The following is a 22518-nucleotide window of genomic DNA, read 5'->3' as shown; positions in this document are numbered from 1 at the left end:
CTAACTAAAATATATAGAAATGGAGAGATTTTTTATGTCAAAAGCGATAGTTATAAATTTTCCAGCTGAAGGAACTAAGTATGTGTACTTCTTTATAGCAGTTATTTCGCTCATTGGACTTGTGTTGTCATTATTTATAAAACGCGTGCGTATAGAAAAAATTGATTAGTAAAAGGGAATAAATAAGAATTTTAAACTGCTAATTAACTAACGCACCCTTTAGTTTAGTAAGAGACAGCGATTGCTGTCTCTTTTTTATGTTCTATGTATCAAAGTTTACTTCCATAACTTTATTATAAAATTTTCATATAATTTACTAGTTCTGTACTTACTGTTTTGCGTAATTTTTTGTTTTCATCTTCCAACTCTTCAATTCTTTCTTTAAATTTCTTAATTTTCCGTCTAAAAGAAGCGATCATAGCGTTTTGGTGAACAATTAATTACTTAAGTTGATGGCGATGGGGTATCGCCACATCGCTATCAAGCTAACAAAACAAGAGTCACTTTTGTTATAAGATATTTTTGACTTATGTTTCATTTATTATATCTTTAAAATATAGTTTCATATCCTTAGCTTCGAATTCATTTATTCCAAGGGGGGAGCGCAATCATCACATTTAGTATTTATACTTTGCATTGAATGCTTTTATTTTGCATCAACAACATCCATAAATTTAAGAGTAATCCTGTTATAAAAAGCATCTGTACATAGTATAGAACAATTCAATGGATCAATATCAGTCACGGTCATGTAGTTAGTAAGCAGATAGCCATCTTCGTAATATGTAATCAACACCTCTTCTTCAGATAGTAATGAGCATAATAACATGTTCTCGATAAGTTCTATTTCTTCAGAAGTTAAGATTGGACGTGCTACTTTATTCTTTTCCTTAATAATCTCACGTATACCGTCAAATTGTTCTGTCATTGCAGCAAATGGCGTCCATTTCACCATTCCTCGTCCCTTTGGCATATTAGTGTTGTTCATGATTTGTGTCCTCCTAACAATGTGTTTCTGTATCTTGCTGTAGCACTATTTGTATAAGAAATTCCTCTTAATATGCTGTTCTTACCAAACTTAGTGCGTATTTCATCCATTACCTTCGTTAATTTCATTTCTTTTTCTCGTTGTATTACATTGTCAAAAAGAGATATTTGTTCTTCACCTTCATTGATTAAATTGGTTAAAGAAACATTGATAGATCTAATTGGTTCCCCGGTATAAAACTTATGTAAAAAATATGTACAAATATGATAGATATCCATTGTTAAATTAGTTGGTCGGTTCATAGTGTGAGTTTTTCTGAAACCACCAGCGTAATTTTTACTGTAACCAATGGAAAAATGGATTGTTTGAGCTAGTTTGTTTTGTCTTCTCATCCGATAACAAACTTCTTCGATATGTTCCAGAAGGATAATTGGAAATTCTTCTATTGTGTAATCACGCATGAGTATTTGGCTCTTACCCATTGAAGTTGTTGTTGGTATGTATTTTTCTGCAATACGGCTAAAATCAATGCCGTTGCTATGTAAGTGTAATTCTTCGCCAATAACCCCAAAGCTTTGTTTTAAGTATTTGAGCGGGTATTGCGCTAAGTCTCCAATTGAATGTATTCCTTTTCGATTTAACTTTACTTCTGTTTTACTCGAAATCCCCCAAAACTTACTAAGTGGTCGTATCGGCCATAATTTTATGGGTACATCTTCGTACTTCCAATATGCGATGCAGTCTTTTGTCTTCTTCGCTTCCACATCTAAAGCAATCTTACTCATTAAAGGATTAGGCCCAATCCCAATTGTGCATTCAATTCTTGTTTTCTCATATATTTCACGTTTGAATTTCAACGCAAATTCATATGGCTCATTCGCAAACAGATGGATACTATTTGTAATATCCATAAAGAATTCATCGATGCTGTATTGGTGGAAATCCTCAATCGGAACGTATTGTAAAGCTAATTTTGTTATGTAATTTGAGCATTTTATATAAGTTCCCATGATTGGGTTTACTACAAGAATGTCTTTACGCCGTGGTATTTCGTACAACCTTGCCATTTTCTTAACACCTAATGCCTTTAATGGTGGTGTTGCAGCCAAAACAATGGAGCCACTCCTGTTCACATCTCCTACTACAGCTAATTTAGTATGCAGTGGGTCTAAGCCCATCTTGATACAGGACACGCTTGCATAAAAGCTGCGAAGATCTACACATAAAACAATTCGATTTGGCAAAATTGAGTAGTCATACACCGTTATGCCTCCTTAAATAAGAACGTCTGTTCTTATTATATACGAATATGCGTTCTGTTATAAAGGTTTTTTTAAAAAAAATAAAACTGACTCTAGTTAGCCAGTTTTTACATATCCCAAAAATCGGTGGATTTAACGTTGGGTTTTATTTGCCTAATAACTTTTAAAATTTTTTTCATTACAGTTGGACTAGGTATGTATTCTTTATCATTGCACGCCTTTGAAACTGTAGGGCGACTTAATTTCGCGTTCTTTTCTAAATCATTTTGGGTGAAGCCATTCCGATCTAAAAAATTACCTAATTTCGTTCGGTTTTTACCTCCGAATTTCCAAAACACTTAAATCCCTCCTGAACCCATTTTCAACATTGTGGACATAAATGTAAAAAACTATTCGCATAGACGGAAAAAGTTTTTTACATAATGTACAAGCTGTCCACAATATGATGTATCAAAGCAGCTACCACGGTATTTATTAAGGTAGAAGAATAAGAGGTTACCAAAGTAAGTTGCGAATGATTACCACATTATTTATCAAGATTTCTACCAAGGTAAAACTACCACGGTATTAAGTAGATGAAGCTAGGTAATATCTATATTCTAAATTCTGTTTATAAAGGGGGCATTTAAATGCGTGCTAGGAAAGAAACAATTCCTTTTCGCGAGTTTATGGATCGGTTATACAAAGATAAAGAAAAGAAAATACGTAATTCATTAAGTCCTTTCGCATTCCTTCATATTTCGGATCGGGTATTACATACTTACATTGCATTAGGAGTTATGGGAACGATTTTAATCGGAGCAGTCATGTTAGAAAAATACTTGGTGCGACATGACTATATATCGGCAGCTAAATTTGTAAGTGAAGGTATTTATCACGGAACGCGAATTGGTGGAGTTTGCTTGATTGGATATGTATTTGTTCGTATCGTAATCATGTTTTAAGGAGGGAAGGGAGTAATGGGGATTATAAAGGAGTGGCTTCGTACGCAAAGGTTAAGGAATCAGCTTATGGAGGTGTTCGGAAAAGCAGGTTTATATACGGAACATCAAACACGCGGGGGAAAAGTGCCTATTTATCCAAAGGTACATAATGTTTCTTCTTCAGCAGAAAGCGTGAGGTATGTTTTTACCATACCAAACGGATTAGATCCACAGAAGATTGAAAAGAAGTGGTTTTGTTTTCAGCAAATATTAGGACGGAATATTACGATTGAAGGTGATGTGAAAAGATTTGTCCTACATGTATTCCGTTCAAATGCTGGGCTAAAATCGTACAATTATTGTTATAAAGAGTGGCAGCCACTATTAAAAGGTTACCGTTTACCTGTTGTGGTTGGCAGGGACCAATTCGGAAAAATGATTGCGTACGATATGATTGACTCCAATTCACCGCACTTATTAATTGCAGGGGAAACGGGAAGCGGGAAAAGTAGTATGGTACGTGTTGTACTATCCACACTCATTCAATATATGTCTCCTGATACGTTGCATTTGTATCTTGGAGATTTAAAAAACTCTGAATTTCATTTCTTGCGAAGAGTGAAGCATGTAAAAGAAGTTTGTATGGAAGAAATTGAAATGAAAATAATGCTTCAAAAGGTGTGGAAGGAAATTAGAGCACGAAGAAAACTTATGGAAGAATATGAGGTTGATCATATTGATGCCTACAACAAATTAAATCCAGATCATCAAAAACCATATATTCTACTTGCTATCGATGAAGTGGCTATGCTTAAAGATGAAAAAGAGTGTATGACTACAATTGAAAAGATTTCAGCAGTCGGTCGATCACTTGGAGTTTTTCTTATGCTTAGTATGCAGCGGCCAGATGCGAAAGTGTTAGATGGTAAGTTAAAACTAAATATGACCGTTAGAATCGGCTTTAAATGTGATAGTGCAATTAATAGTAATATCATGGGTACTCCTGGTTCAGAGCACTTAGAGCAATCTGGCCAAATGATTTTAAAACGAAATGGATTAAAGAAAGTGCAAGCTCCCTATTTGGAATTAAGTAAGGCGAAACAAATTGTTAAACCATATTGCACGTCTAAAGAGGAGAAAATACTTCAGAATTCATCGCAAGAAGAAATTCCGTTATTTGGGGTGTTAGATGATGAAGAGTAGAGATAAAGGAATTTTGAATGATTTGAAGCGATTTAGATGCATGTCCCGTGACGATATTATTGACTTGCATTTTCAAGGCTTAAAGAATGCGGTAACTTGCTGTAATACGGTTATGAAACGATTAAGAAGAGATGGCTATGTTGATGCGAATGTTTGGCAGCACCCATACATTTATTTTCCGCAACCGAGTTCTATCAGAAAGACAAGTCAAAAAACCCCTCATTTCCTTGGTATTGTGGACGTATACAAACAACTCGTTCATTATGAAAATCCTAAACTATTCAAAGTTGAACCAAAGTATGGGAAAGAATATATGGAGCCGGATGCTTTTACTATATGGCGTAGATCACCATTCTTTATTGAAGTTCAAAAGTCAGTGTACAGTAAAAAAATAATGCAAGATAAGATAAACAGATACGAGTTATACTTCCATAGCCAAGAATGGCACAATGAATCCTGGCAACCGAAAGGTTCTAAATTCTTTCCTTCAATCCTTATAATTACTGACAAACATTACGACGTTCAATCTCCCCATTTTCGTATATTTCAGGCGAATTCTATAGAAAGTTTTATGAATAATTTAGCGGTGAAATCATAAAGAAAGCCTGCATAGTGCAGAGCTTTTTTCTTTTTGATAATGTATTAAGCCGTGTGTGATGTGGATTGTTAGAAGGCGGTAAATGAGGGGAGTTAATTTGAAACAAGTCATGAAATAGTAAAGAACATGAAGAAGAAAGTAATCCTTCAAATGATTTTCAATGGTTAAGCAAATATTTCATTGTATAGCGTCTAGGGGGATAATATCTCATTTGTAAGTATTTACGTAGTTAATTTTGTTATCTTACGAAAATGTAATGTGGACGTCATGTTTTTGAATTTCTCTTCAAACGAAAACAGAATAAGATTACAGTATAATAGAAAATCAAAGAGGTGAACAACATGAAAAGACATATTGCACTTTTTAGTATTTTAGTTATATTTGCAAGCTTATTAGTTGGTTGTGATATCAACCGTATGGGTAAAGATGAATATTACGTTCAAATTACAATGGATGGAAAAGAGGGAGTTTCAAAATCTATGGATGGTGAAGTGATGGGAAAGGAGTATGAATATATATTATCGGGTTTTGATAAGGAAGGTAAAGAACAGGAGTTAGAATTTACTGCGCAAAAGAATCTTCGTAAAAAAGCATTCCTACGTGTATATCACTCAGATAAAAAAGGTGTAACAGCTTGGGAAGAAGTGCAGAAAGACGAGCTTCCTACGATAGTGGAAGGAAAATTAGGTGTGAAATAATCAGTTATTTGTGATGGTAGATTCTCCTACGTGGAGGGTTCGCCGTTTTTTCTTATATTTTATCTCTTAGTTTTCTATATAAAGTATAGTGAACTACCCACCACTTACCGGCTATCACTGCTTGAAGTGGGGGCTTCCTGATTCTACAAGCATTGCCTATCTCTTACGAGATTCGGTCTTACACGCTCTCCACAGGCGTAGATTATACTGTTCGGACAAGACCTTGCCCTACAGTTATATAGATGTTATGTACATTTAATATGTTGGCTGATACGCAATTTGCGTTAAGCCGGCTTTTTCAATGTTAATCGCTGCATTGTGGTCACGATCCAGTACAGTACCACATTGTTTGCATACGTGCGTACGAACAGAAAGTGATTTCTTAACTGTTTCCCCGCAATTCGAACATTTTTGTGACGTGTAGTGCGGTTTTACCAGTACCAAACATCCACCATTTAGTTTTGCCTTGTAGGAGAGGAATGTACGGAACATCCCCCAACCTGCATCGTGGATGGATTTTGCTAGGTGACGGTTACGTACCATATTTTTGATTTTTAGGTCTTCTATACAAATTACACCATAGCTGTTGGTTAATCGGAAGCTTAGTTTGTGCAAGAAATCCTTACGTTGATTCGCTATCTTGGCATGAATTTGTTGTAATTTGTCAACTTGTTTGCACCAGTTCTTCGAACCTTTTTTCATTTTTGAATGTTTACGTTGTGCACGTTTTAATTTACGCTCTTCTTTGCGTAAGAACGTAGGATTCTGAACTTCTTCCCCATTAGATAGAACCGCAAATTTTTTGATGCCTACATCAATACCAGTTGTTTTATTTGCATCACAAATAGAATCTTGGTTTACGTGTTTTTCAACACAAAAAGTCGCAAACCAACGGTTTCCTTGGTGTTTTATGACAACTTGTTTAACGCGGCCATCTAATTTACGATGCCATTTGATATCAATCACCCCTAATTTCGAGATAAGAAGTTTACCGCCTTTTGTGAGAGAACACATACGACGGCTTGTCCCCAACGAACCATCCTTCTTTTTATATTTGAACATACCAAATTGAGTAAGAGTAATAGAACGATATTCTTTAAAACTTTTTATTTTTGGATAGCCAGCATCCTTTTTAAAGAACTTTTTATAGGCTTTTTCCAAGCGCGCAAACACTTCCTGAAGAGGTTGCGAAGGAACCTCTTTTAAGAAATGATATATCTTTTTATCAAGTTTTTGCTGATTTTGTAATTTATACCGTGTTAAGTCTGTTTTGTTTATAATATCGTTGTTTATCTAGCAAAGCGGAGTTATATTGCTGACGACAAATGGAAATCCATCTCTCTAGTGTATGTTGTTGTTCTATTGTAGGATAGATTTCAAACCTGTAGTTCAATTTCATTATGTCGTCACCTCCGAATGTTTGTTCTAATAACTCTATTATAAACAAATTTTACGATGCTTTACCACTCAGAAGTACTTTTGTTAGGTCGGGCCATTCATCTCCCACCTACGCTGCGCTTAGAGGAAGGAGAATTCTGGCTGAAGTTCGTTAAAAAGATAGGGTAAATCTTTTTCTAAAATGATACCTCCAAAATTAATAACTTGTACGATAATCTCTGAATTATCACTAAATCCATTCATATCAACAAGTTGTCCCACATGTCCGATTGTACCAATACCTTTTTAATGTAAGCATAAAAAATGCCCTTTATCTTATCTTTATCTTATCTTTACCTTATCTTTAAATTTTTATATTAAACTTTAAACCTTAAAGTATTAATGTTTAAGTCTAAAAAGGAGCGGGAGATAGATGTCAATTACATATTTTGTAAATAACCAATCACCTTTGAAAAATAGAATTTCTTATACGAGGAGGAATATATGAAGAATACGAGTAAAATAAGAATTATTATATTATTCTTTATTAGTATTTTAGGTTTAGGAACAATGCTTGGAATACTATACCTTAATCATAAAACCAATATTCAACAAAATAAAGCGCTTGCGACCGAAAAACGTGTTTTGCAATATGAGCTCACCTTGAAAAAAGAATTAGAAAAATATAATTTAGGAGAGAAAACAGCAGTTTTATTAGGAATTATGTACCAAGAGAGTAGAGGTGAGGGAAACGACCCTATGCAGTCTTCTGAATCACTGGGATTAAAGCTAAATGAAATTCAAGAGACAAGCTTGAGCATTAAACAAGGGGTAAAACACTTTGCTCAAATGTACAAATATGGAACGGAAAAAGATGTTAGTATGGAGACAATTATTCAAAGCTATAATATGGGACCAGGGTATATTGATTTTATCGCCAGTCAAGAAGTTAAACAACACTCGGAAGATTCGGCTAAAAAGTTTTCTAAGATGAAAGTTGATCAAAATCCAGCGATGTACACTTGTGGTGGAAATAAAAATAATTTTAGGTATCCATATTGTTATGGTGATTTCACATATGCCACAAAGGTGAATGAAAAAACAAAACTTATTGAAGAACTTCTTCGAAATGTATATAACTCTTCTAAATAAGCTGCAGAATGAAATATAATGATACCGTCAGTTATCAACAATAAAATATTAGAATATAACTTATATTTTAAATAAAATTAGGGAATTATGAACGTTTTTTATTAGCACAGGAGTTAGCGGATATTGTTCATAGAGATGTTGATTTAGTTGATTTATCAGGAGCTTCTACAGTTTTTTAAGCTCAGATTATACATACAGGTAAGACAGTATTTTGTTCTGATGAAGAACGAAAAATCATTTTTGAAATGAAGACTTTAAAAATGTATTCAAAATTGAATGAGGAACGCCAGATAGTATTTGATGATATAAAGAAAAGAGGTTCTATCTATGAAGAATGAAGTCATTTTGAATAAAATTTCTACAATAGAGCGTTGTATAAAAAGAATACAGGACGTATATGGAAATAATCCTGATAATTTGGAGGATTATACAAAGCAAGATTCTATAATATTGAACATACAAAGAGCTTGCGAAGCAAGTATTGATTTAGCAATGCATATTGTTGCAGGGAAAAAATTAGGATTACCTCAATCAAGTCGAGACGCTTTTGATTTGTTGGTTGCAGCAGATTTACTTAGCGCAGAGCTAGCAAGTAAATTAAAGGCGATGGTGGGATTTCGAAATATTGCTGTTCATGATTATCAAAGTGTAAACTTAGATATTGTTCGTCAAATTATTGAAAAACATCTAAAAGACTTTAAACTATTTACGAAAGAAGTTATGGGAATTTTGGACTTATAGAAGCACAAATCTTAGAATCATGATTGCATAGAAGAACATTATAGCAATTGTACATTATGATGAGTAAAGTACTTCTGTGAATACTTTGCTTGTTTTAACAAATAAAAACAAATCAAGTAAAACATGGACATATTGAAAAAAGACACCTTAAGGTGTCTTTTGGGGTTGAAAATATACAATCTGTTTAAGTAGATGTAACTATTAAATTTGAATAAGAAGAAAATCATGTTTGTCGATTCTTAATAAGTATAGCATAAAAAACAGGATAATTACACAAAAATCCGTATATATGTGTATATAAATAACATTACTGTAATTGTTAGATTAAATAAAGGTTTAAAAGTTGCTCTAGAATATTATGATTATATTGAGTTAGGTAGTGTAAAGTATAGGATTGAACCACCCCCACTTTCACTTCGTTTAGAAGAGGGGGATTCCTAAGTAAAGAGTTCTATCGAACTTTAATTTATTAGGCTAACCCCGCAGTCCTTACGGTTAGAAGCCTTATCGCTTCATTCTTTAGATTGATACTTGCGTTAATATCCCTATCATGGTGTGTACGACAAGAAGGGCATTCCCATTTACGTAGGTTTAGATTTTTAACGTCTTTGTTTTGATATCCACAACAAGAACATAATTGGCTTGAAGCAAATGTTTTCGATACGACAATGACTTGTTTGCCGTACCATTTTGCTTTATATTCCAACATGGTTTGAAACTGTGACCAGGAAACCTCACTACTTGCTTTTGCTAACTTATGATTCTTTAACATATTCGATACTTGTAAATCTTCTATACCGATAACATCGTGGTTTTTGCCCATCCCCTCGAAAAGGGGGAATAAGAAAAAAGCAAACTTCCCTTTTAAGAAGATTTGCTTTTTTCTAAGCTATATTCGTATTCTTTGACTCTTCTATATTTGCTATGGTAAGCACTTTTATAAATACAACGTATTTATTGATTAACAAAAATATAAAATCCTTTTTCCCATCGATTTTTGAGCCATTGCAATTCTTCTTTCATATTGGGAACGTATTCATTTGTTCGTTCCATCAATTTATAGGTTTCCACTAGTTCCAAACATCGATTTGGACTAGTAAGAGAATGTATAAAGAGCATATCACGTTTTGTTACCGAACCAAAAGAGATCCCTTCACGGCTCACCGATAATAACTCTTGAATTTCCTCTTGATCCATATTTGTTTTCTTTAGGTAATTATTCATATCAATGAATGTGGTGTAACTCCATTTCATATTGTCATAATCATTTTCTTGTAGGATCATTTCACGATAAGATTCCATATCATGTATGAGGAAATTACGAATCGCGTCTATAGAAAATTGCATGTACCAAACTTCCTTTACTGTATAGGGTATGTGTGAGTTTTGAGGTTCCTTTAAAAAAAGTATTTTCCTAATATGTAGGAAAATACTTTTTTACTTTACCATATATTTAAGTTCTTAGCTGGTTTTAAAACCTGGTAATTTTGAAGGGAGAATCTTCATCGCTTCTCCTGTTTTTGGATTACGACCGTTACGCTCTGCAAGTTCCTGGACTTCGGATGTCCTCAAAAAACAAGTAACTGTACTTTTTCGGCATGTTGTAAAGATTTTACGATTTGGTCCAATCCTATTTTTATCGCTGAAAACGCATCTTTTATGTTAAGTTTGTTTCTTGTTTAATGAGTTCCATTTTTTCATCTGTCACACCTATATATTCGGCAAGATTTCAGTAATCATTATAACGTGTTTGCTATATGTAAAACGAGATTCTTGCTTGCATTATCATATTTATACTAGAGAAAGTTATGCTGTCTTCAAAAAAATTAATCAATATTTAAAAAATGTCAGAGAAGGATTTATATCTGATGTACTGACAGGCGTGTTGTTTTTTTGTATATCTTCAATGTTCTTAATATAGCTACTTTACTTGTTTTATTAATAATTTGTATTTTGAAATTCAAGGATGATATTGATGTACATTTGCGTAAGTGAATAGTTTTCTGTTGAGTTTATAATAGATGAAAAAAACGATCAATAGTTGGGGTACGGAAAGGATTCGAATTTACATTCTTTCTCAATACATATTATGGATAAATAAAGTAAAATATGGGTTGGGGTTATGTCTCATGTTGTGTTAATCCTAACAATAACTAAGGGTACATAATATGCTTTCATACCTTTGAATAATTTTGTTATAGAAGGGATGGAGATTTAAATGGCTCAAATTGTTGGTATTGATAGATACCTTTGTACTGGGGCTTTAATCTATATGCGTGAGGGCCTTTCCCTAAGTCTTGTCAGGAAGTAAGGAACAGTAAGCAAACACTTATACAATATGAATAGAGGAGAGGAATGCCTTATGAAAATACGTAGTCAAATTACATGTGCAAGTCTGGCCCTTTTAATAGCTGGAAGTTCCCTGTTATATACAACACCAACCTCAATTGTAAAAGCAGAGCCCACTCAAAATGTATCTAGTTCGTTACAAACAAATACTCAACGAGATCGTACTTCCGTCAAGCAAGCAATGCGGGATACATTGCAACTTGGATACCCGGGGATACTTGCTAAAACTTCTGAGGGTGGAAAAACGTGGGGGTATGCCGCTGGAATAGCGGATCTGAGAACCAAGAAACCAATGAAAACAGATTTTCGCTTTCGCATTGGGAGTGTGACGAAGACGTTCACCGCAACAGTTGTACTTCAATTAGCTGGAGAGAATCGCCTGAATCTAGACGACTACATCGAAGACTGGTTGCCTGGTGTCATTCAAGGAAATGGATATGATGGTAACCAGATTACTATCCGGCAGATATTGAACCATACAAGTGGTATCGCTGAATACTCAAGGTCAAAAAACGCTGATTTTACGGATACAAAAAAATCGTATACGGCTGAAGAGTTAGTGAAGATGGGGGTTTCTCTGCCTCCAGACTTTGCCCCAGGAGATGGCTGGTCTTATTCAAACACAGGATACGTATTACTGGGCATTCTTATTGAAAAAGTAACCAGAAACAGCTATGCGGAAGAGATTGAAAATCGGATTATTGAGCCACTCGAATTGTCGAATACATTCCTACCAGGCAATTCAAGTGTTATTCCAGGCACTAACCATGCCCGTGGATATGTCCAACCAGACGGAGCAAGTGAGCTAAAAGACGTTACTTATTATAACCCAAGTGCAGGTAGCTCTGCTGGAGATATGATTTCTACTGCTGACGACTTAAATAAATTCTTCTCTTACTTGCTCGGTGGCAAATTACTGAAGGAACAGCAACTAAAACAAATGCTTACTACAGTTCCTACAGGAAAAGAAGGAATCGATGGATATGGTCTTGGAATCTATGAAACTAAGCTTCCAAGCGGTGTCTCGATATGGGGACACACCGGTGGCATTCTAGGGTTTACAACTCTTGTTGGAGGTAAACTTGGAGGCAAGCATACGTTGGTCGTCAATTGGAATAGTTTGGGTAGAACTGACAGTCCTAATCCTTTTAAAAATATTTTACTTGCTGAATTTAGCAAGTAGGCCAAAAGGAAGAACGGATAAATTTTATCATATTTTCATAGTTAAACAAATAAATGATGAAATTGATCACTTATCTAAGGAGGCAATTCCCTCATGAAAAATAAACTAACTGGTGTATTAGCCGCTACATTAGCGCTAACTATGATTCTACCAACAGGGGCGAAAGCATTTTCTGACGGTAAGACTACAGTTGTATCTAACGCAGAAGTAGCTAGCCAAGAACTGAAGAAGATTGCAGCAGAAAAGGCTGCGCTACTCACGAAGTCCCATGGGACGACTAGCGTGCAGTATGCGCTAATTGATAATGGCAAGCTTACTTTGTCGGGGCAGGCTGGAAAGAACGATATGGAAGGGGAACAGCCGCTAACCAAAGATACTCTATACGGGATTGGTTCAGTCAGTAAAATGTATGCAACAGCGGCTGTAATGAAATTGGTCGACGAAGGAAAAGTCGATTTGGATGCTCCTGTGGTCAACTATGTTCCTGATTTTAAGATGAAAGATGGGCGGTACAAAAGCATTACCCCGCGTATGTTGTTGAATCACTCCTCCGGCTTGCAAGGTTCCACGTTAAGTAATGCATTTTTATTTAACGATAATGATACCTATTCCCATGATGTCTTGTTGCAGCAATTGTCCAACCAGAGCCTGAAAGCAGACCCTGGCGCGTTTTCGGTATACTGCAACGATGGCTTTACGCTGGCCGAAATTTTGGTGGAAAGAGTCAGCGGTATGAGCTTTACCGAATTTCTACATCAACGGTTTACAGAACCCTTAAAGATGAATCATACAAAAACGCCGCAGGACAAATGGAGAGACGAAAAGCGGGCTGGACTTTATTTTCCGGCGTACCAAGGGCAGCTTCCAATTGAATCGGTGAATGTGATTGGTACGGGAGGGGTCTCTTCCACGGCAGAAGATATGGTACGATTCTCACAATTATTTATGGGACAGGGAAAAGGGATCCTCTCTGATAAGGTAGTCAAGGCGATGGAGCAAGAGGAATATAAAAAAGGAATGTGGCCGGGGGATGGAGATAATATTTTCAACTATGGTCTTGGCTGGGATAGTGTGAAACTATACCCATTCAGTGAATATGGGATAAAAGGCTTGGCTAAGGGCGGCGACACGTCACTGCAACATGCTATACTGGTCGTGCTTCCGGAACAGAAAATGGCAGCGGCTGTGTTGTCATCCGGTGGACGAAGCTCTACAAATCAACTGCTGGCAACTGAATTGCTGCTCGCCGTGCTTAAAGAGAAGGGTACAATTAAGAACATCAAGCCGAACAAATCTTTTGGCAAGCCGGTCAAGGTCAAGATGCCTCAAGACGTGGCAAAGAAAGCGGGCTTTTATGGCAATAGCGAAACTCATTTCAAAATTGAAATTACGAAGAATGGAGAACTGTTCTTACCATCTAATCGAGAAGAAAAATATGTATATACTGCGGATGGAAGCTTTATTAATGAGAAGGGTACTTCTAAGCTCAACTTTGTCACCGAAAAGAATGGAAGAACTTATTTGAGGGAGAGCACATATAAATCGACACCAGACTTAGGGCAAGGTGCGATGACTCACTATTTGGCCGAGAAACTAGAAGACAATGTGCTATCGAAGAAAACCGCTGCCGCATGGGCGAAGCGGGAAGGTGTCAAGTTCTATCTCGTGAATGAGAAATTTAGTTCTATTGAATATCTCGTACAACCGAAACTTATTACCACACAAATTACTCGTAAGGAAGGCCTGGCGGGCTATTGGGAGGGCAGAAAAATTACAGGTCCGAACACCGCGACGCATCAGCTCCAGATCCCCGTGATGAATGGCCGTGATACGACGGAAACGCATTTCTATACAGAAGGCGGCAATGAATATATGGAAATGGCCGGGTTGTTATACGTAAGTGGAACCAACGTAAAACCACTTGATGCTGGCCAATCATCCAAAGTTACGCTGCAAGCAAATGGGCATGCGAAATGGTTTACGATCCCGCAAGCGGCAGCAGGAAAAAGGATGACCGTGACATTGCCATCGAAGGGTGCGTTCGCGGTGTATGATGAGGATGGAGTATGCGTCAACTTTACCATCGTGAGCGGCAATAACAAAGTAAAACTGCCGAAGAATGGAACGGTTGTAATTGCTGGGGCACCGAACTCAGAATTTGCAATTACGTTGAACTAGCTACAATTCAAGATGGACTTCAACAAAACCAGTACGACATAGGAACGGTGTTTTGCTGGTTTTGTTTGTATTTACGTATTATCTTTAAGAAGAGAATTTCAACGAATAATATCACGCTCAAACTCTGCAAAAACAGCTATCATACCAATTCAGGGCAATCATCATTTGCTCCATTAATCTTCTTGATGTAAATACGTTCACAGCCGGTATTATGATGTACAAGCCCTATACGATACAGGAATTATCCGAGGTGTTTCAGCTACTAAGTTTACGCCATATGGCACACTCACATGTCAACAGGCTGCAATTATGTTAGAACGAACTCTAGAATATCTAGGTGTAGAAAAAGAGTCAAATATAGGGCCCTACCACATCGCTATCAAGCTAAGAAAAGTAAATACCCCCAGAACGAAATTTTGTGCTAACTTGTAGCAAAAAAGCTCATTTTTTTGTTTTGGGGTAATTCTGAATTCTTAAGTTGATGGGCATGTGTAGAGAAGGCCATTTTGATTAATCTTAATTCGAGATGCCTTCTTTTTGTTTGTAAAGAACCCCTTTATAAATAGTTTTTATTTTCATGCATCTTAAGATAAAAAGAATCCTCAATACGTCTGTGAAGTGTTTCGAAAGATACAAATTTTAAAACATGTATAACTTTCATATAGTGAAAATTAGTTTTTTAAAAGTATGAAAATAACAAATTATTATTATATATTTGTGTTTTCCTGTTGCAGAATCCTTATTATAAGGGTTCTTTTTTGTATTAAAGGTCTACAGCTCTCGATAAACTCCCGATTATCTCCATGTACACTCCAGATGCAGGACTTATAGTGAAAATATAAAGATGGAAATATCCAAGTGATATTAAGGGAGAAAGGAGTGTTCAAAATGGGACACTATGATACAAATCAAACAAGAAAAAACATGAATAGAGACGGTAAAAAAACAGGTTATTTTTTAACCGGAATAATTGGTGCAATGATTGGTGCAATTACAATCAGCTTGACCACTCCTTATATAGATGAAATTAAAGGAGGTGCAGGTCAATTCACTAAAAATAACGAGGTGAATCAGGTTACTCCTGTCTCGCACAAACCAGATGGTATGAGTAGTCTTCAAAATATGATTGAAGATGCAAAAGAAGTTGTAGTAGGTGTCATTAACTATCAAAAAAATTCAGATCCATTTGCTATGCAAGCACAATCAGAAGAAGCTGGTTCAGGATCAGGCGTCATATATAAAAAAACAGGTAATAAGGTTTTCATTGTCACAAATAATCATGTGATAGACGGTGCAAGTAAAATAGAAGTGAAATTGAATAATGGTAAAAATCTTATTGCTAAAGTAGTAGGGAAAGATCCATTATTAGATTTAGCTGTATTAGAAATTGATGGAACAGATGTGAAAAAAGTAGCAACTCTAGGAGATTCAGAAAAAATTCGTACGGGGGAATCTGTGATAGCTATTGGTAATCCATTAGGGTTAGAAGGAAGTGTAACAAAGGGGATTATTAGTAGCAAGGATCGAGTAATACCTGTTAGTACACTTGGAAATCAGCAAGTGGATTGGCAGGCACAGGTGATTCAAACAGATGCAGCTATTAATCCTGGGAATAGCGGCGGAGCTTTGTTTAATGAGCAGGGTGAGGTCATTGGAATTAATTCAAGTAAAATTGCACAACAAGCAGTTGAAGGAATCGGATTCGCAATTCCGATTAATATAGCTAAAACAGTTCTAGAGTCTCTTGAAAAAGAGGGGATAGTTAAACGTCCAATGATAGGTGTACAGCTATTTGATGTAGAGAAAATTACAAATTCTGCACGTGATCAATTAAAATTGCCAAAAGAGATAACAAATGGTGTTGTTTTGGGGAATATCTCAAATCAGTCACCAGCAGAAAAAGGAGGATTACAACAGCATGATGTTGTGATTGCATTGGATGAACAACAAATAGAAAATGTTGTTCAATTCCGCAAGTATTTATATGGAAAGAAAAAATCGGGGGACACAATTAAAGTAACAGTTTATCGTAATGGTGAAAAAATAACAAAAATGGTGAAATTAACGGATCAAAAATAGTCTGATTTTGAACAGACTAATCCGGTAAATTGATTAAACCCTTTTTGATTATATACACATGAATTCAATTCTAGTTCAAACTATTTTAGGATCATCTGAATCTGGTAAAGTTAAAACTCATAGCTAAGTTTGTAAGTTGGATACATCTAAAAATGGGTATTCGTGTTTTTCCAATCGTGTAATCTATTCATCTGAAAAATGTTCTTCAGAATGTACTAATAGAAATGGGAATTACAGGTGTAAAGGGTACAAAATAAAAAGGTAAGCGCACTAAAATTGTTAGAGAAACTAGTAGTAAGAGATGTTAGCAAACTCTAATAAACAACCTCCCGAATTGGTAGGGGAGGTTGTTTATTTGTCAGATATTGGAATGATAACAACAAATTGTACACCTTGTTCTACATTATTAATAACGTACTCTAAACCTAGTGCTTCAAAAATTTGTTTTACAATATATAATCCTAAGCCACTCCCACCAGTATTTCGATTTCTTGATTTTTCAATTCGATAAAATGGTTCGAAGACATGTTGTATATCATTTTCTTTAATTTGTACACCTGTATTGATAATTTGAATTAAGATACAATTTTGTTTTGAGTCCTGAGTTAGCTGTATATATACCTTCTCATTATTCGGTGAATACATAATTGCATTATGAATAATATTTTTACAGGCTTTTTCTAAAAGAATCCGATCTGTATAGACAGAAAAGTGAGAATCAATCTGTTTTATGATTTGAATGTCTTTTTGAGAAGCAAAAAAACTGAGATCTTTTGTGATTATATCTATTAATTCGGAGAGATTTATTTCTTTTAATTGTGGTTTAAATGTATGTTGTTCTAATTTAGACATACTTAAAATCTCACGAACTAGATCTTCCATCTTTTCGATAATTTGGTGGTTTTTCTTTAAGTATTGGTCACGATCTTGATAAGGACCAATATTATATATCATCCCCTCTAAGTATCCTTTCATAATAGTGAGAGGGGTTTTTAATTCATGTGATACAGTTGCAAAAAATTCTCTGCGTTTTGTTTCTATTTCTCTTTCTTTTTCAATATCACTTTTTAATTGCTGATTTGCTTTTTGTAAATCAAACATAGTTTGTTGTAAATTAATGGACATATCATTCAAGCTATTAGATAGTTCCCCTAATTCATCCATAGAACGAATCTCAATTTTTTCGGAAAAGTCTAAGTCCGCCATTTTTTGTGCCCCTCGATTAATATAAATGAGTGGCTTTGTAATGAACCTTGAAAATAAATAAGCACTTCCTATCCCAATAACAACTACAATAATACTGATATAGGGAAGGAAACGTACCAAAACTTTGGAAGCCTCATCAATAGGTTGAAATGTTGCGTATACTATGACGGTTTGGTTACCATCCTGAAATGGAATATCATATGATTTGTTCAGGCTATTGGAACTCCCTATTCGTGCTGCTTGAGTAACACTTCCTTGAATAAATGTATAAGGAGTAGAATAAACGTTTACTCTTTCGTAATCTGGAAATCTGAGTATTGCATTATTTTTTTGCATATACTCCTCAAAAAGCGGTTGTGCATTTTGAAAAGTAAGATTCTTAGATTTATCAATTATTTCTTCCATTCCGTTTTCAAGCTGCTCTGTTTTATATTGTTCATAAAATGTAGGAAGAAAAAAGTATAAAGTTAAATAAATCATGACTGCAAAGGCTAACAAAATGAGGGATGTAGTCATAAAGAGTTTATAAGTAATTCGCTTCATCTTCAGGATTTTTACGATCCTATTCATCGATTTTATAACCTATACCCTTTATGGTTTTAATATAAGGGATATCTAATTTCTTTCGTATGTTTTTAATATGCGTATCGATTATTCGTGATTCCCCAATATAATCGTAGCCCCAAACTTTTTCTACGATGCTTTCTCTTAGGAGTACTTTTCTCTCATTTTGTAGTAGTAGTTGCAGAATTTCGAATTCTTTCGTTGTTAAGGAGATTTCAACTTCATTTACATATACTTTATAGGCGTCGACATCGACACGCAATTCTTTAAAGACGAAATGATTATCTAAGCTTTTATCATTGCTTCTTCTTAGTACTGCTTCGACTCGTCTAATCAAAACATGAAAAGAGAATGGTTTTGTAATATAATCATCGATTCCAAGATCAAATCCTTTCATTTGATCTTGTTCTTCTTCTAACGCAGTCAGCATAATAATTGGCACATTTGATTGACTTCGAATCATTTTCGCAACTTCAAATCCGTTAAGGTTTGGCATCATCACATCCAAAAGAATCAAATCAAAGGATTGCTTATTAAATTGTATCATTCCTTCTAATCCATCTGATGCAACTTCAACTGTATACTGTTGTGTCAATAAAAATTGTTTAATTAATTCCTGAATTTCTTGGTCGTCTTCTATTACAAGAATATGATGGTTGATCATTATATCACCTCTAGTAGCCATTATAACTTTACTATCTGGAGTTTGTATGGAGAATTACTAGAAAACAATATAAAGACTTCACAGGAAAACTATATATATTTCAAATCAGCTCCAGATTTAAAAGATATTATGTATACATAACACTTAAGAAAGAAGGAGGTAAGCAAAATGTCACTTGAAACAGACATAATTCTTTCTTTATTAGATATAAAATTGTGGATAATCCATCATTCGGAACATGGTCGTATAAAAATAAAAAAACAAAAAGTAAAATCATCACCGTATCTATATAAGTACGCAAGTGTAAATAAAAGAAACCTATATAAACCGAGTTAACAAAAATCCAGAAATTAGTTCCTTATCTCTATCAGATGTGAGTTAAACGTTAAAATACTTTTCAAAAGGAATGAAGCCAGAGTAAGAACAGATATCGTTTTTGTAAGAGGGATTAACTTAATTCAAATGGGTAAAGAAACTTTTGAAAGGCCAGAGGGGAATAGCTGAGAAATATCATCCAACGTTAAATATGATGATAAAAAACATATATTGGAAGACCCTATATATACAGGATATAGGGTCTTTTCATTATAAGAATACCTTTAAATTTGTGTATATAGTTTAGATTGAAGAAAATGAAATTTATGAAATCGGAAAATAGTCCATTTTCCCTAAAATTTGTTCATATTGTATATATTCCTGAGTGGCATTGATTTCTGGACTGTTTTTTAAAGTTGTTAAAGCACTTTCAATTAAAAATTTTCTTGAATCTGCTTTATTATACATAATCTCTTCTTGAATAAAGTACAACAGGTTTAAACATGTTGTCATTTTCTGCTTTTCGAAACCATTTTTTTTCTCAATCACTTTTTTTAAGTTTAGCGTAGCAATTGAGAATTCATTGTTAAAAAAATCATTATAATCTGATTGAGGTAAAAATTCATTTATATATGCGGGTGTAAATAATTGAATGCTTTTTTCACTAATATCTTCCAAAATGATAATTATCCGATCCATACAATAAGTAACAATTTGCTTTATAGTAATTGTTTGATTCCATGCATTACTGGTATGAAGAATATTCTGCATCATACCTATGAAAATAACCGCACAATCCACTAAATAATTTGATTTATCCTCGGGGAAAATATTTGTAAAGCGTTTATACACCCAACTTAAAAATAAGTATTTAGACTGCTTAATAAATTGTATGAGATCTGGATCGTTTGATACAAGCACATCTTCAATTAATTGCATTAACTTGTTTTTTTTATTAAGTTCCATCATGAGGCTGACTTGTTCTATATAGATAGCAATATCTTTACAATCTTCTCCAATAAGTAATTTGTCTCTTTCCACTTGCATCTCTTCTTGGATAAGTTTAAATACAGCTTTGAATAGTTCGCCTTTGGAAGAAAAATAATTATAAAAAGAACCTTTGGAAATATTGCTATGATTTAAAATATCTTGAATAGATGTCGCGTGATATCCCTGTTCTATAAATAGCTCATGTGCTTTATCTAAAACGTCTCTTTTCTTCTTATTCATATTCTAAGCTCCTTTAGAGGTAATGCTCTTATATTAATAAATATATTGTAACAAAGAAAATACAACTAGTACAATTTTGGACAACCGGTATATTTTTGTTGATAATTAATTGCTAATGAGATATCATTAACCTTGTTGGACTTGAGGTATAAAAATAAACCGATAGTACAGAAGGGGGAATATACATGAAAGAAAAACAAACAAAAGCTTCTTTTAGCTTATTAGCGATTTTAATGATAGGAGCATTTGTAGCGTTATTAAGTAATACATTGCTTAATATAGCTTTACCATCTATCATGAAGGATTTTGATGTGAGTGCTTCAACCGTACAATGGTTATCGACAGGATATATGCTAGTAAATGGAATTTTAATTCCCACTACTGCATTTTTAATAAAAAAATATACGGCTAGACGATTATTTTTAACCTCTATGGGGTTGTTTACAATTGGTACATTAATAGGTGGATTTGCACCAAGTTTTTCAGTCTTACTTTCGGCTCGTATGATTCAAGCTTCAGGAGCGGCTTTAATTATGCCACTACTAATGAATGTTTTATATACAACATTTCCACCTGAAAAACGTGGCTCAGCAATGGGGATTTTTGGTTTAGTAATGATTTTTGCACCTGCTATTGGACCAACATTATCGGGATGGGTTATCCAACATTATGATTGGCCGGTACTTTTCTTAATGATGGCTCCTATAATGGCTTTAGTCTGGATTTTGGGATACTTTAAATTACATGATCACAAAGAAAAAAGCAATGACAATATTGATGGATTATCTGTTGTCTTATCAGCCTTGGCTTTTGGTGGTATTTTATATGGATTCAGCTCTGCTGGTAACAGTGGATGGAGTGCACCTAATGTTTATTTAACCATTATTATTGGACTAGCATCGTTGGTAGGGTTAATTGTTCGTCAATTTAATCTTGAGGAGCCTATGCTCGACTTTAGAGTATATAAATACCCAATGTTTGCTTTATCGTCAATTATTTCAGTGGCTTTAAACATGGCGATGTTCTCTGCCATGCTGTTATTACCGATTTATTTACAAAATATCCGTGGTATTTCCGCAATGGATTCTGGTTTACTAATGTTACCTGGCGCATTAATCATGGGGATTATGATGCCTATTACAGGGAAATTATTCGATAAATATGGTCCGAAATTGTTGGCGTTTATTGGCTTAGCTATTGTAATCGTTACAACATTTTTATTTAGTCAACTAACGGGATCCACTGGGTATACACATTTAGTTGTGTTATATGCAACTCGTATGCTTGGTATCTCAATGGTTATGATGCCGATTATGACGAATGGTTTAAATCAATTACCACCAGAATTTACACCACACGGAACAGCAATGAATAGTACGATTCAACAGGTTTCAGGAGCAATCGGTGGTAGCCTACTCGTTACAATTATGTCTAATCGAACAGCAATACATGTAGAAGAAATGATGTCTAATGCTATAAATAAGCTAACAAATGCACCTACTGGTGAAGCCTTAGCAAAAATACAGCAGCACATCTCCATGGAAGCAACTATTTCAGGAATCAATGATGCATTTTTAGTATCAGCTGTTATTGCTGGTGTAGCATTTATTCTATCGTTCTTTCTTAAAAGAACAACAGTTCCAATTTCAAATCAAGTAGATGATCGACTTGAGAACATAAATTAGTTGTTTAAAAAATGAAGAATTTTTAGAGTTAAGGCATCTTCTTTCTGTCTATCTGATGAACGTTTTTAATGTGATTGATTCAATTGAACAATACATGTGAAAAGTTGAAATAAGAGGGGGATT

Annotated in this window: 20 protein-coding genes and 3 pseudogenes; 13 read left to right on the top strand and 10 right to left on the bottom strand. The window is 34.7% G+C overall.

The genetic code is table 11. The features are described 5' to 3' along the window. The first annotated feature begins 34 nt into the window (after window positions 1-34). Entirely contained in the window at window positions 35-169 is a 135-nt protein-coding gene (locus DET63_RS30455; RefSeq protein WP_142675685.1) for a cytochrome c biogenesis protein ResB, read from the top strand. A gap of 477 nt (window positions 170-646) precedes the next feature. On the opposite strand, the gene DET63_RS17155 is transcribed toward DET63_RS30455, so the two are convergent. The 3 genes from DET63_RS17155 to DET63_RS17145 form a co-directional block, all read right to left on the bottom strand. After that, window positions 647-988, bottom strand: a complete 342-nt coding sequence (locus tag DET63_RS17155) for a YolD-like family protein (protein WP_016096734.1) — start codon at window positions 986-988, stop codon at window positions 647-649. Further along, complete coding sequence (locus DET63_RS17150; protein WP_002069795.1) at window positions 985-2250, bottom strand: Y-family DNA polymerase; 1266 nt, start codon at window positions 2248-2250, stop codon at window positions 985-987. Before DET63_RS17150 ends, DET63_RS17155 begins: the two co-directional genes overlap by 4 nt. Window positions 2251-2357: 107 nt before the next feature. Then, window positions 2358-2588, bottom strand: coding sequence for a helix-turn-helix domain-containing protein (locus DET63_RS17145; protein WP_002090389.1), 231 nt, complete (start codon window positions 2586-2588; stop codon window positions 2358-2360). Window positions 2589-2879: 291 nt separating this feature from the next. On the opposite strand from DET63_RS17145, the gene DET63_RS17140 reads away from it, so the two are divergent. The 4 genes from DET63_RS17140 (at window position 2880) to DET63_RS17125 (ending at window position 5672) form a co-directional block, all read left to right on the top strand. Continuing rightward, a complete protein-coding gene (locus tag DET63_RS17140; protein WP_113937282.1) occupies window positions 2880-3194 on the top strand; it encodes a hypothetical protein in 315 nt (104 codons plus the stop codon). Between the two features lie 15 nt (window positions 3195-3209). Beyond that, window positions 3210-4376 (top strand): FtsK/SpoIIIE domain-containing protein, encoded by a 1167-nt coding sequence (locus tag DET63_RS17135; RefSeq protein ID WP_113937281.1) that lies wholly within the window; start codon window positions 3210-3212, stop codon window positions 4374-4376. Window positions 4377-4398: 22 nt separating this feature from the next. Further along, entirely contained in the window at window positions 4399-4974 is a 576-nt protein-coding gene (locus DET63_RS17130) for a replication-relaxation family protein (protein ID WP_016096731.1), read from the top strand. 341 nt (window positions 4975-5315) lie between these two features. Then, complete coding sequence (locus tag DET63_RS17125; RefSeq protein ID WP_113937280.1) at window positions 5316-5672, top strand: YxeA family protein; 357 nt, start codon at window positions 5316-5318, stop codon at window positions 5670-5672. 255 nt (window positions 5673-5927) lie between these two features. Here the strand turns inward: DET63_RS17125 and DET63_RS17120 are convergent. Continuing rightward, window positions 5928-7071, bottom strand: a pseudogene (locus DET63_RS17120) (RNA-guided endonuclease InsQ/TnpB family protein). Between the two features lie 482 nt (window positions 7072-7553). Here DET63_RS17120 and DET63_RS17115 point away from each other — a divergent pair. The 3 genes and pseudogenes from DET63_RS17115 (at window position 7554) to hepT (ending at window position 8942) form a co-directional block, all read left to right on the top strand. Continuing rightward, entirely contained in the window at window positions 7554-8201 is a 648-nt protein-coding gene (locus DET63_RS17115) for a lysozyme family protein (RefSeq protein WP_002069780.1), read from the top strand. Between the two features lie 77 nt (window positions 8202-8278). Then, window positions 8279-8539 (top strand): annotated as a pseudogene (gene mntA / locus DET63_RS17110) (type VII toxin-antitoxin system MntA family adenylyltransferase antitoxin); the annotation flags it as partial. Continuing rightward, window positions 8529-8942 carry a type VII toxin-antitoxin system HepT family RNase toxin gene (hepT, locus tag DET63_RS17105; RefSeq protein ID WP_002204073.1) on the top strand — a complete coding sequence of 138 codons (414 nt, stop codon included), beginning with the start codon at window positions 8529-8531 and terminating at the stop codon, window positions 8940-8942. The pseudogene mntA and the gene hepT, both read left to right, overlap by 11 nt. Window positions 8943-9411: 469 nt before the next feature. Here hepT and DET63_RS17100 read toward each other — a convergent pair. The 3 genes and pseudogenes from DET63_RS17100 to DET63_RS31050 form a co-directional block, all read right to left on the bottom strand. Continuing rightward, window positions 9412-9759, bottom strand: a pseudogene (locus tag DET63_RS17100) (RNA-guided endonuclease TnpB family protein); the annotation flags it as partial. Window positions 9760-9896: 137 nt separating this feature from the next. Continuing rightward, complete coding sequence (locus DET63_RS17095; protein WP_016096727.1) at window positions 9897-10289, bottom strand: hypothetical protein; 393 nt, start codon at window positions 10287-10289, stop codon at window positions 9897-9899. Between the two features lie 114 nt (window positions 10290-10403). Beyond that, the gene (locus DET63_RS31050; protein ID WP_372475978.1) at window positions 10404-10514 is read right to left on the bottom strand and encodes an HU family DNA-binding protein; all 111 of its coding nucleotides are present in this window, start codon (window positions 10512-10514) and stop codon (window positions 10404-10406) included. Between the two features lie 790 nt (window positions 10515-11304). Here DET63_RS31050 and DET63_RS17085 point away from each other — a divergent pair. The 3 genes from DET63_RS17085 to DET63_RS17075 all read left to right on the top strand — a co-directional run bounded on the left by DET63_RS17085 (window position 11305) and on the right by DET63_RS17075 (window position 16731). Continuing rightward, window positions 11305-12474, top strand: coding sequence for a serine hydrolase domain-containing protein (locus tag DET63_RS17085; RefSeq protein WP_016096726.1), 1170 nt, complete (start codon window positions 11305-11307; stop codon window positions 12472-12474). A 93-nt stretch (window positions 12475-12567) separates the two neighbouring features. Beyond that, complete coding sequence (locus DET63_RS17080) at window positions 12568-14652, top strand: serine hydrolase domain-containing protein (RefSeq protein ID WP_113937278.1); 2085 nt, start codon at window positions 12568-12570, stop codon at window positions 14650-14652. 879 nt (window positions 14653-15531) lie between these two features. Continuing rightward, a complete protein-coding gene (locus DET63_RS17075; protein WP_181777927.1) occupies window positions 15532-16731 on the top strand; it encodes a S1C family serine protease in 1200 nt (399 codons plus the stop codon). A 351-nt stretch (window positions 16732-17082) separates the two neighbouring features. Here the strand turns inward: DET63_RS17075 and DET63_RS17070 are convergent, their stop codons facing one another. Continuing rightward, entirely contained in the window at window positions 17083-18507 is a 1425-nt protein-coding gene (locus DET63_RS17070) for a sensor histidine kinase (RefSeq protein WP_033707389.1), read from the bottom strand. Then, window positions 18500-19165 (bottom strand): response regulator transcription factor, encoded by a 666-nt coding sequence (locus tag DET63_RS17065; RefSeq protein ID WP_002069079.1) that lies wholly within the window; start codon window positions 19163-19165, stop codon window positions 18500-18502. Before DET63_RS17065 ends, DET63_RS17070 begins: the two co-directional genes overlap by 8 nt. A 168-nt stretch (window positions 19166-19333) precedes the next feature. Here DET63_RS17065 and DET63_RS30290 point away from each other — a divergent pair, with 168 nt between their 5' ends. Further along, a complete protein-coding gene (locus DET63_RS30290; RefSeq protein WP_016096722.1) occupies window positions 19334-19501 on the top strand; it encodes a hypothetical protein in 168 nt (55 codons plus the stop codon). A gap of 303 nt (window positions 19502-19804) precedes the next feature. Here DET63_RS30290 and DET63_RS17060 read toward each other — a convergent pair whose 3' ends face one another. After that, a complete protein-coding gene (locus tag DET63_RS17060; RefSeq protein WP_002204066.1) occupies window positions 19805-20710 on the bottom strand; it encodes a TetR/AcrR family transcriptional regulator in 906 nt (301 codons plus the stop codon). 185 nt (window positions 20711-20895) lie between these two features. On the opposite strand from DET63_RS17060, the gene DET63_RS17055 reads away from it, so the two are divergent. Then, entirely contained in the window at window positions 20896-22395 is a 1500-nt protein-coding gene (locus DET63_RS17055) for a DHA2 family efflux MFS transporter permease subunit (RefSeq protein ID WP_002069076.1), read from the top strand. Window positions 22396-22518 lie beyond the last annotated feature (123 nt).

This window comes from Bacillus sp. DB-2, assembly GCF_003315125.1.
Taxonomy (GTDB): domain Bacteria; phylum Bacillota; class Bacilli; order Bacillales; family Bacillaceae_G; genus Bacillus_A; species Bacillus_A mycoides.
Note: the sequence above shows the minus strand (reverse complement) of the source record. Positions and strands in the feature narration are given on the sequence as shown.

Coding starts and splice junctions, on each gene's coding strand:
- DET63_RS17140 (WP_113937282.1), top strand. CDS start 2,880: ATGCGTGCTAGGAAAGAAACAATTCCTTTTCGCGAGTTTATGGATCGG.
- DET63_RS30455 (WP_142675685.1), top strand. CDS start 35: ATGTCAAAAGCGATAGTTATAAATTTTCCAGCTGAAGGAACTAAGTAT.
- DET63_RS30290 (WP_016096722.1), top strand. CDS start 19,334: ATGTCACTTGAAACAGACATAATTCTTTCTTTATTAGATATAAAATTG.
- DET63_RS17125 (WP_113937280.1), top strand. CDS start 5,316: ATGAAAAGACATATTGCACTTTTTAGTATTTTAGTTATATTTGCAAGC.
- DET63_RS17115 (WP_002069780.1), top strand. CDS start 7,554: ATGAAGAATACGAGTAAAATAAGAATTATTATATTATTCTTTATTAGT.
- DET63_RS17085 (WP_016096726.1), top strand. CDS start 11,305: ATGAAAATACGTAGTCAAATTACATGTGCAAGTCTGGCCCTTTTAATA.
- DET63_RS17055 (WP_002069076.1), top strand. CDS start 20,896: ATGAAAGAAAAACAAACAAAAGCTTCTTTTAGCTTATTAGCGATTTTA.
- DET63_RS17060 (WP_002204066.1), bottom strand. CDS start 20,710: ATGAATAAGAAGAAAAGAGACGTTTTAGATAAAGCACATGAGCTATTT.
- DET63_RS17135 (WP_113937281.1), top strand. CDS start 3,210: ATGGGGATTATAAAGGAGTGGCTTCGTACGCAAAGGTTAAGGAATCAG.
- hepT (WP_002204073.1), top strand. CDS start 8,529: ATGAAGAATGAAGTCATTTTGAATAAAATTTCTACAATAGAGCGTTGT.
- DET63_RS17080 (WP_113937278.1), top strand. CDS start 12,568: ATGAAAAATAAACTAACTGGTGTATTAGCCGCTACATTAGCGCTAACT.
- DET63_RS17155 (WP_016096734.1), bottom strand. CDS start 988: ATGAACAACACTAATATGCCAAAGGGACGAGGAATGGTGAAATGGACG.
- DET63_RS17065 (WP_002069079.1), bottom strand. CDS start 19,165: ATGATCAACCATCATATTCTTGTAATAGAAGACGACCAAGAAATTCAG.
- DET63_RS17070 (WP_033707389.1), bottom strand. CDS start 18,507: ATGAATAGGATCGTAAAAATCCTGAAGATGAAGCGAATTACTTATAAA.
- DET63_RS17095 (WP_016096727.1), bottom strand. CDS start 10,289: ATGCAATTTTCTATAGACGCGATTCGTAATTTCCTCATACATGATATG.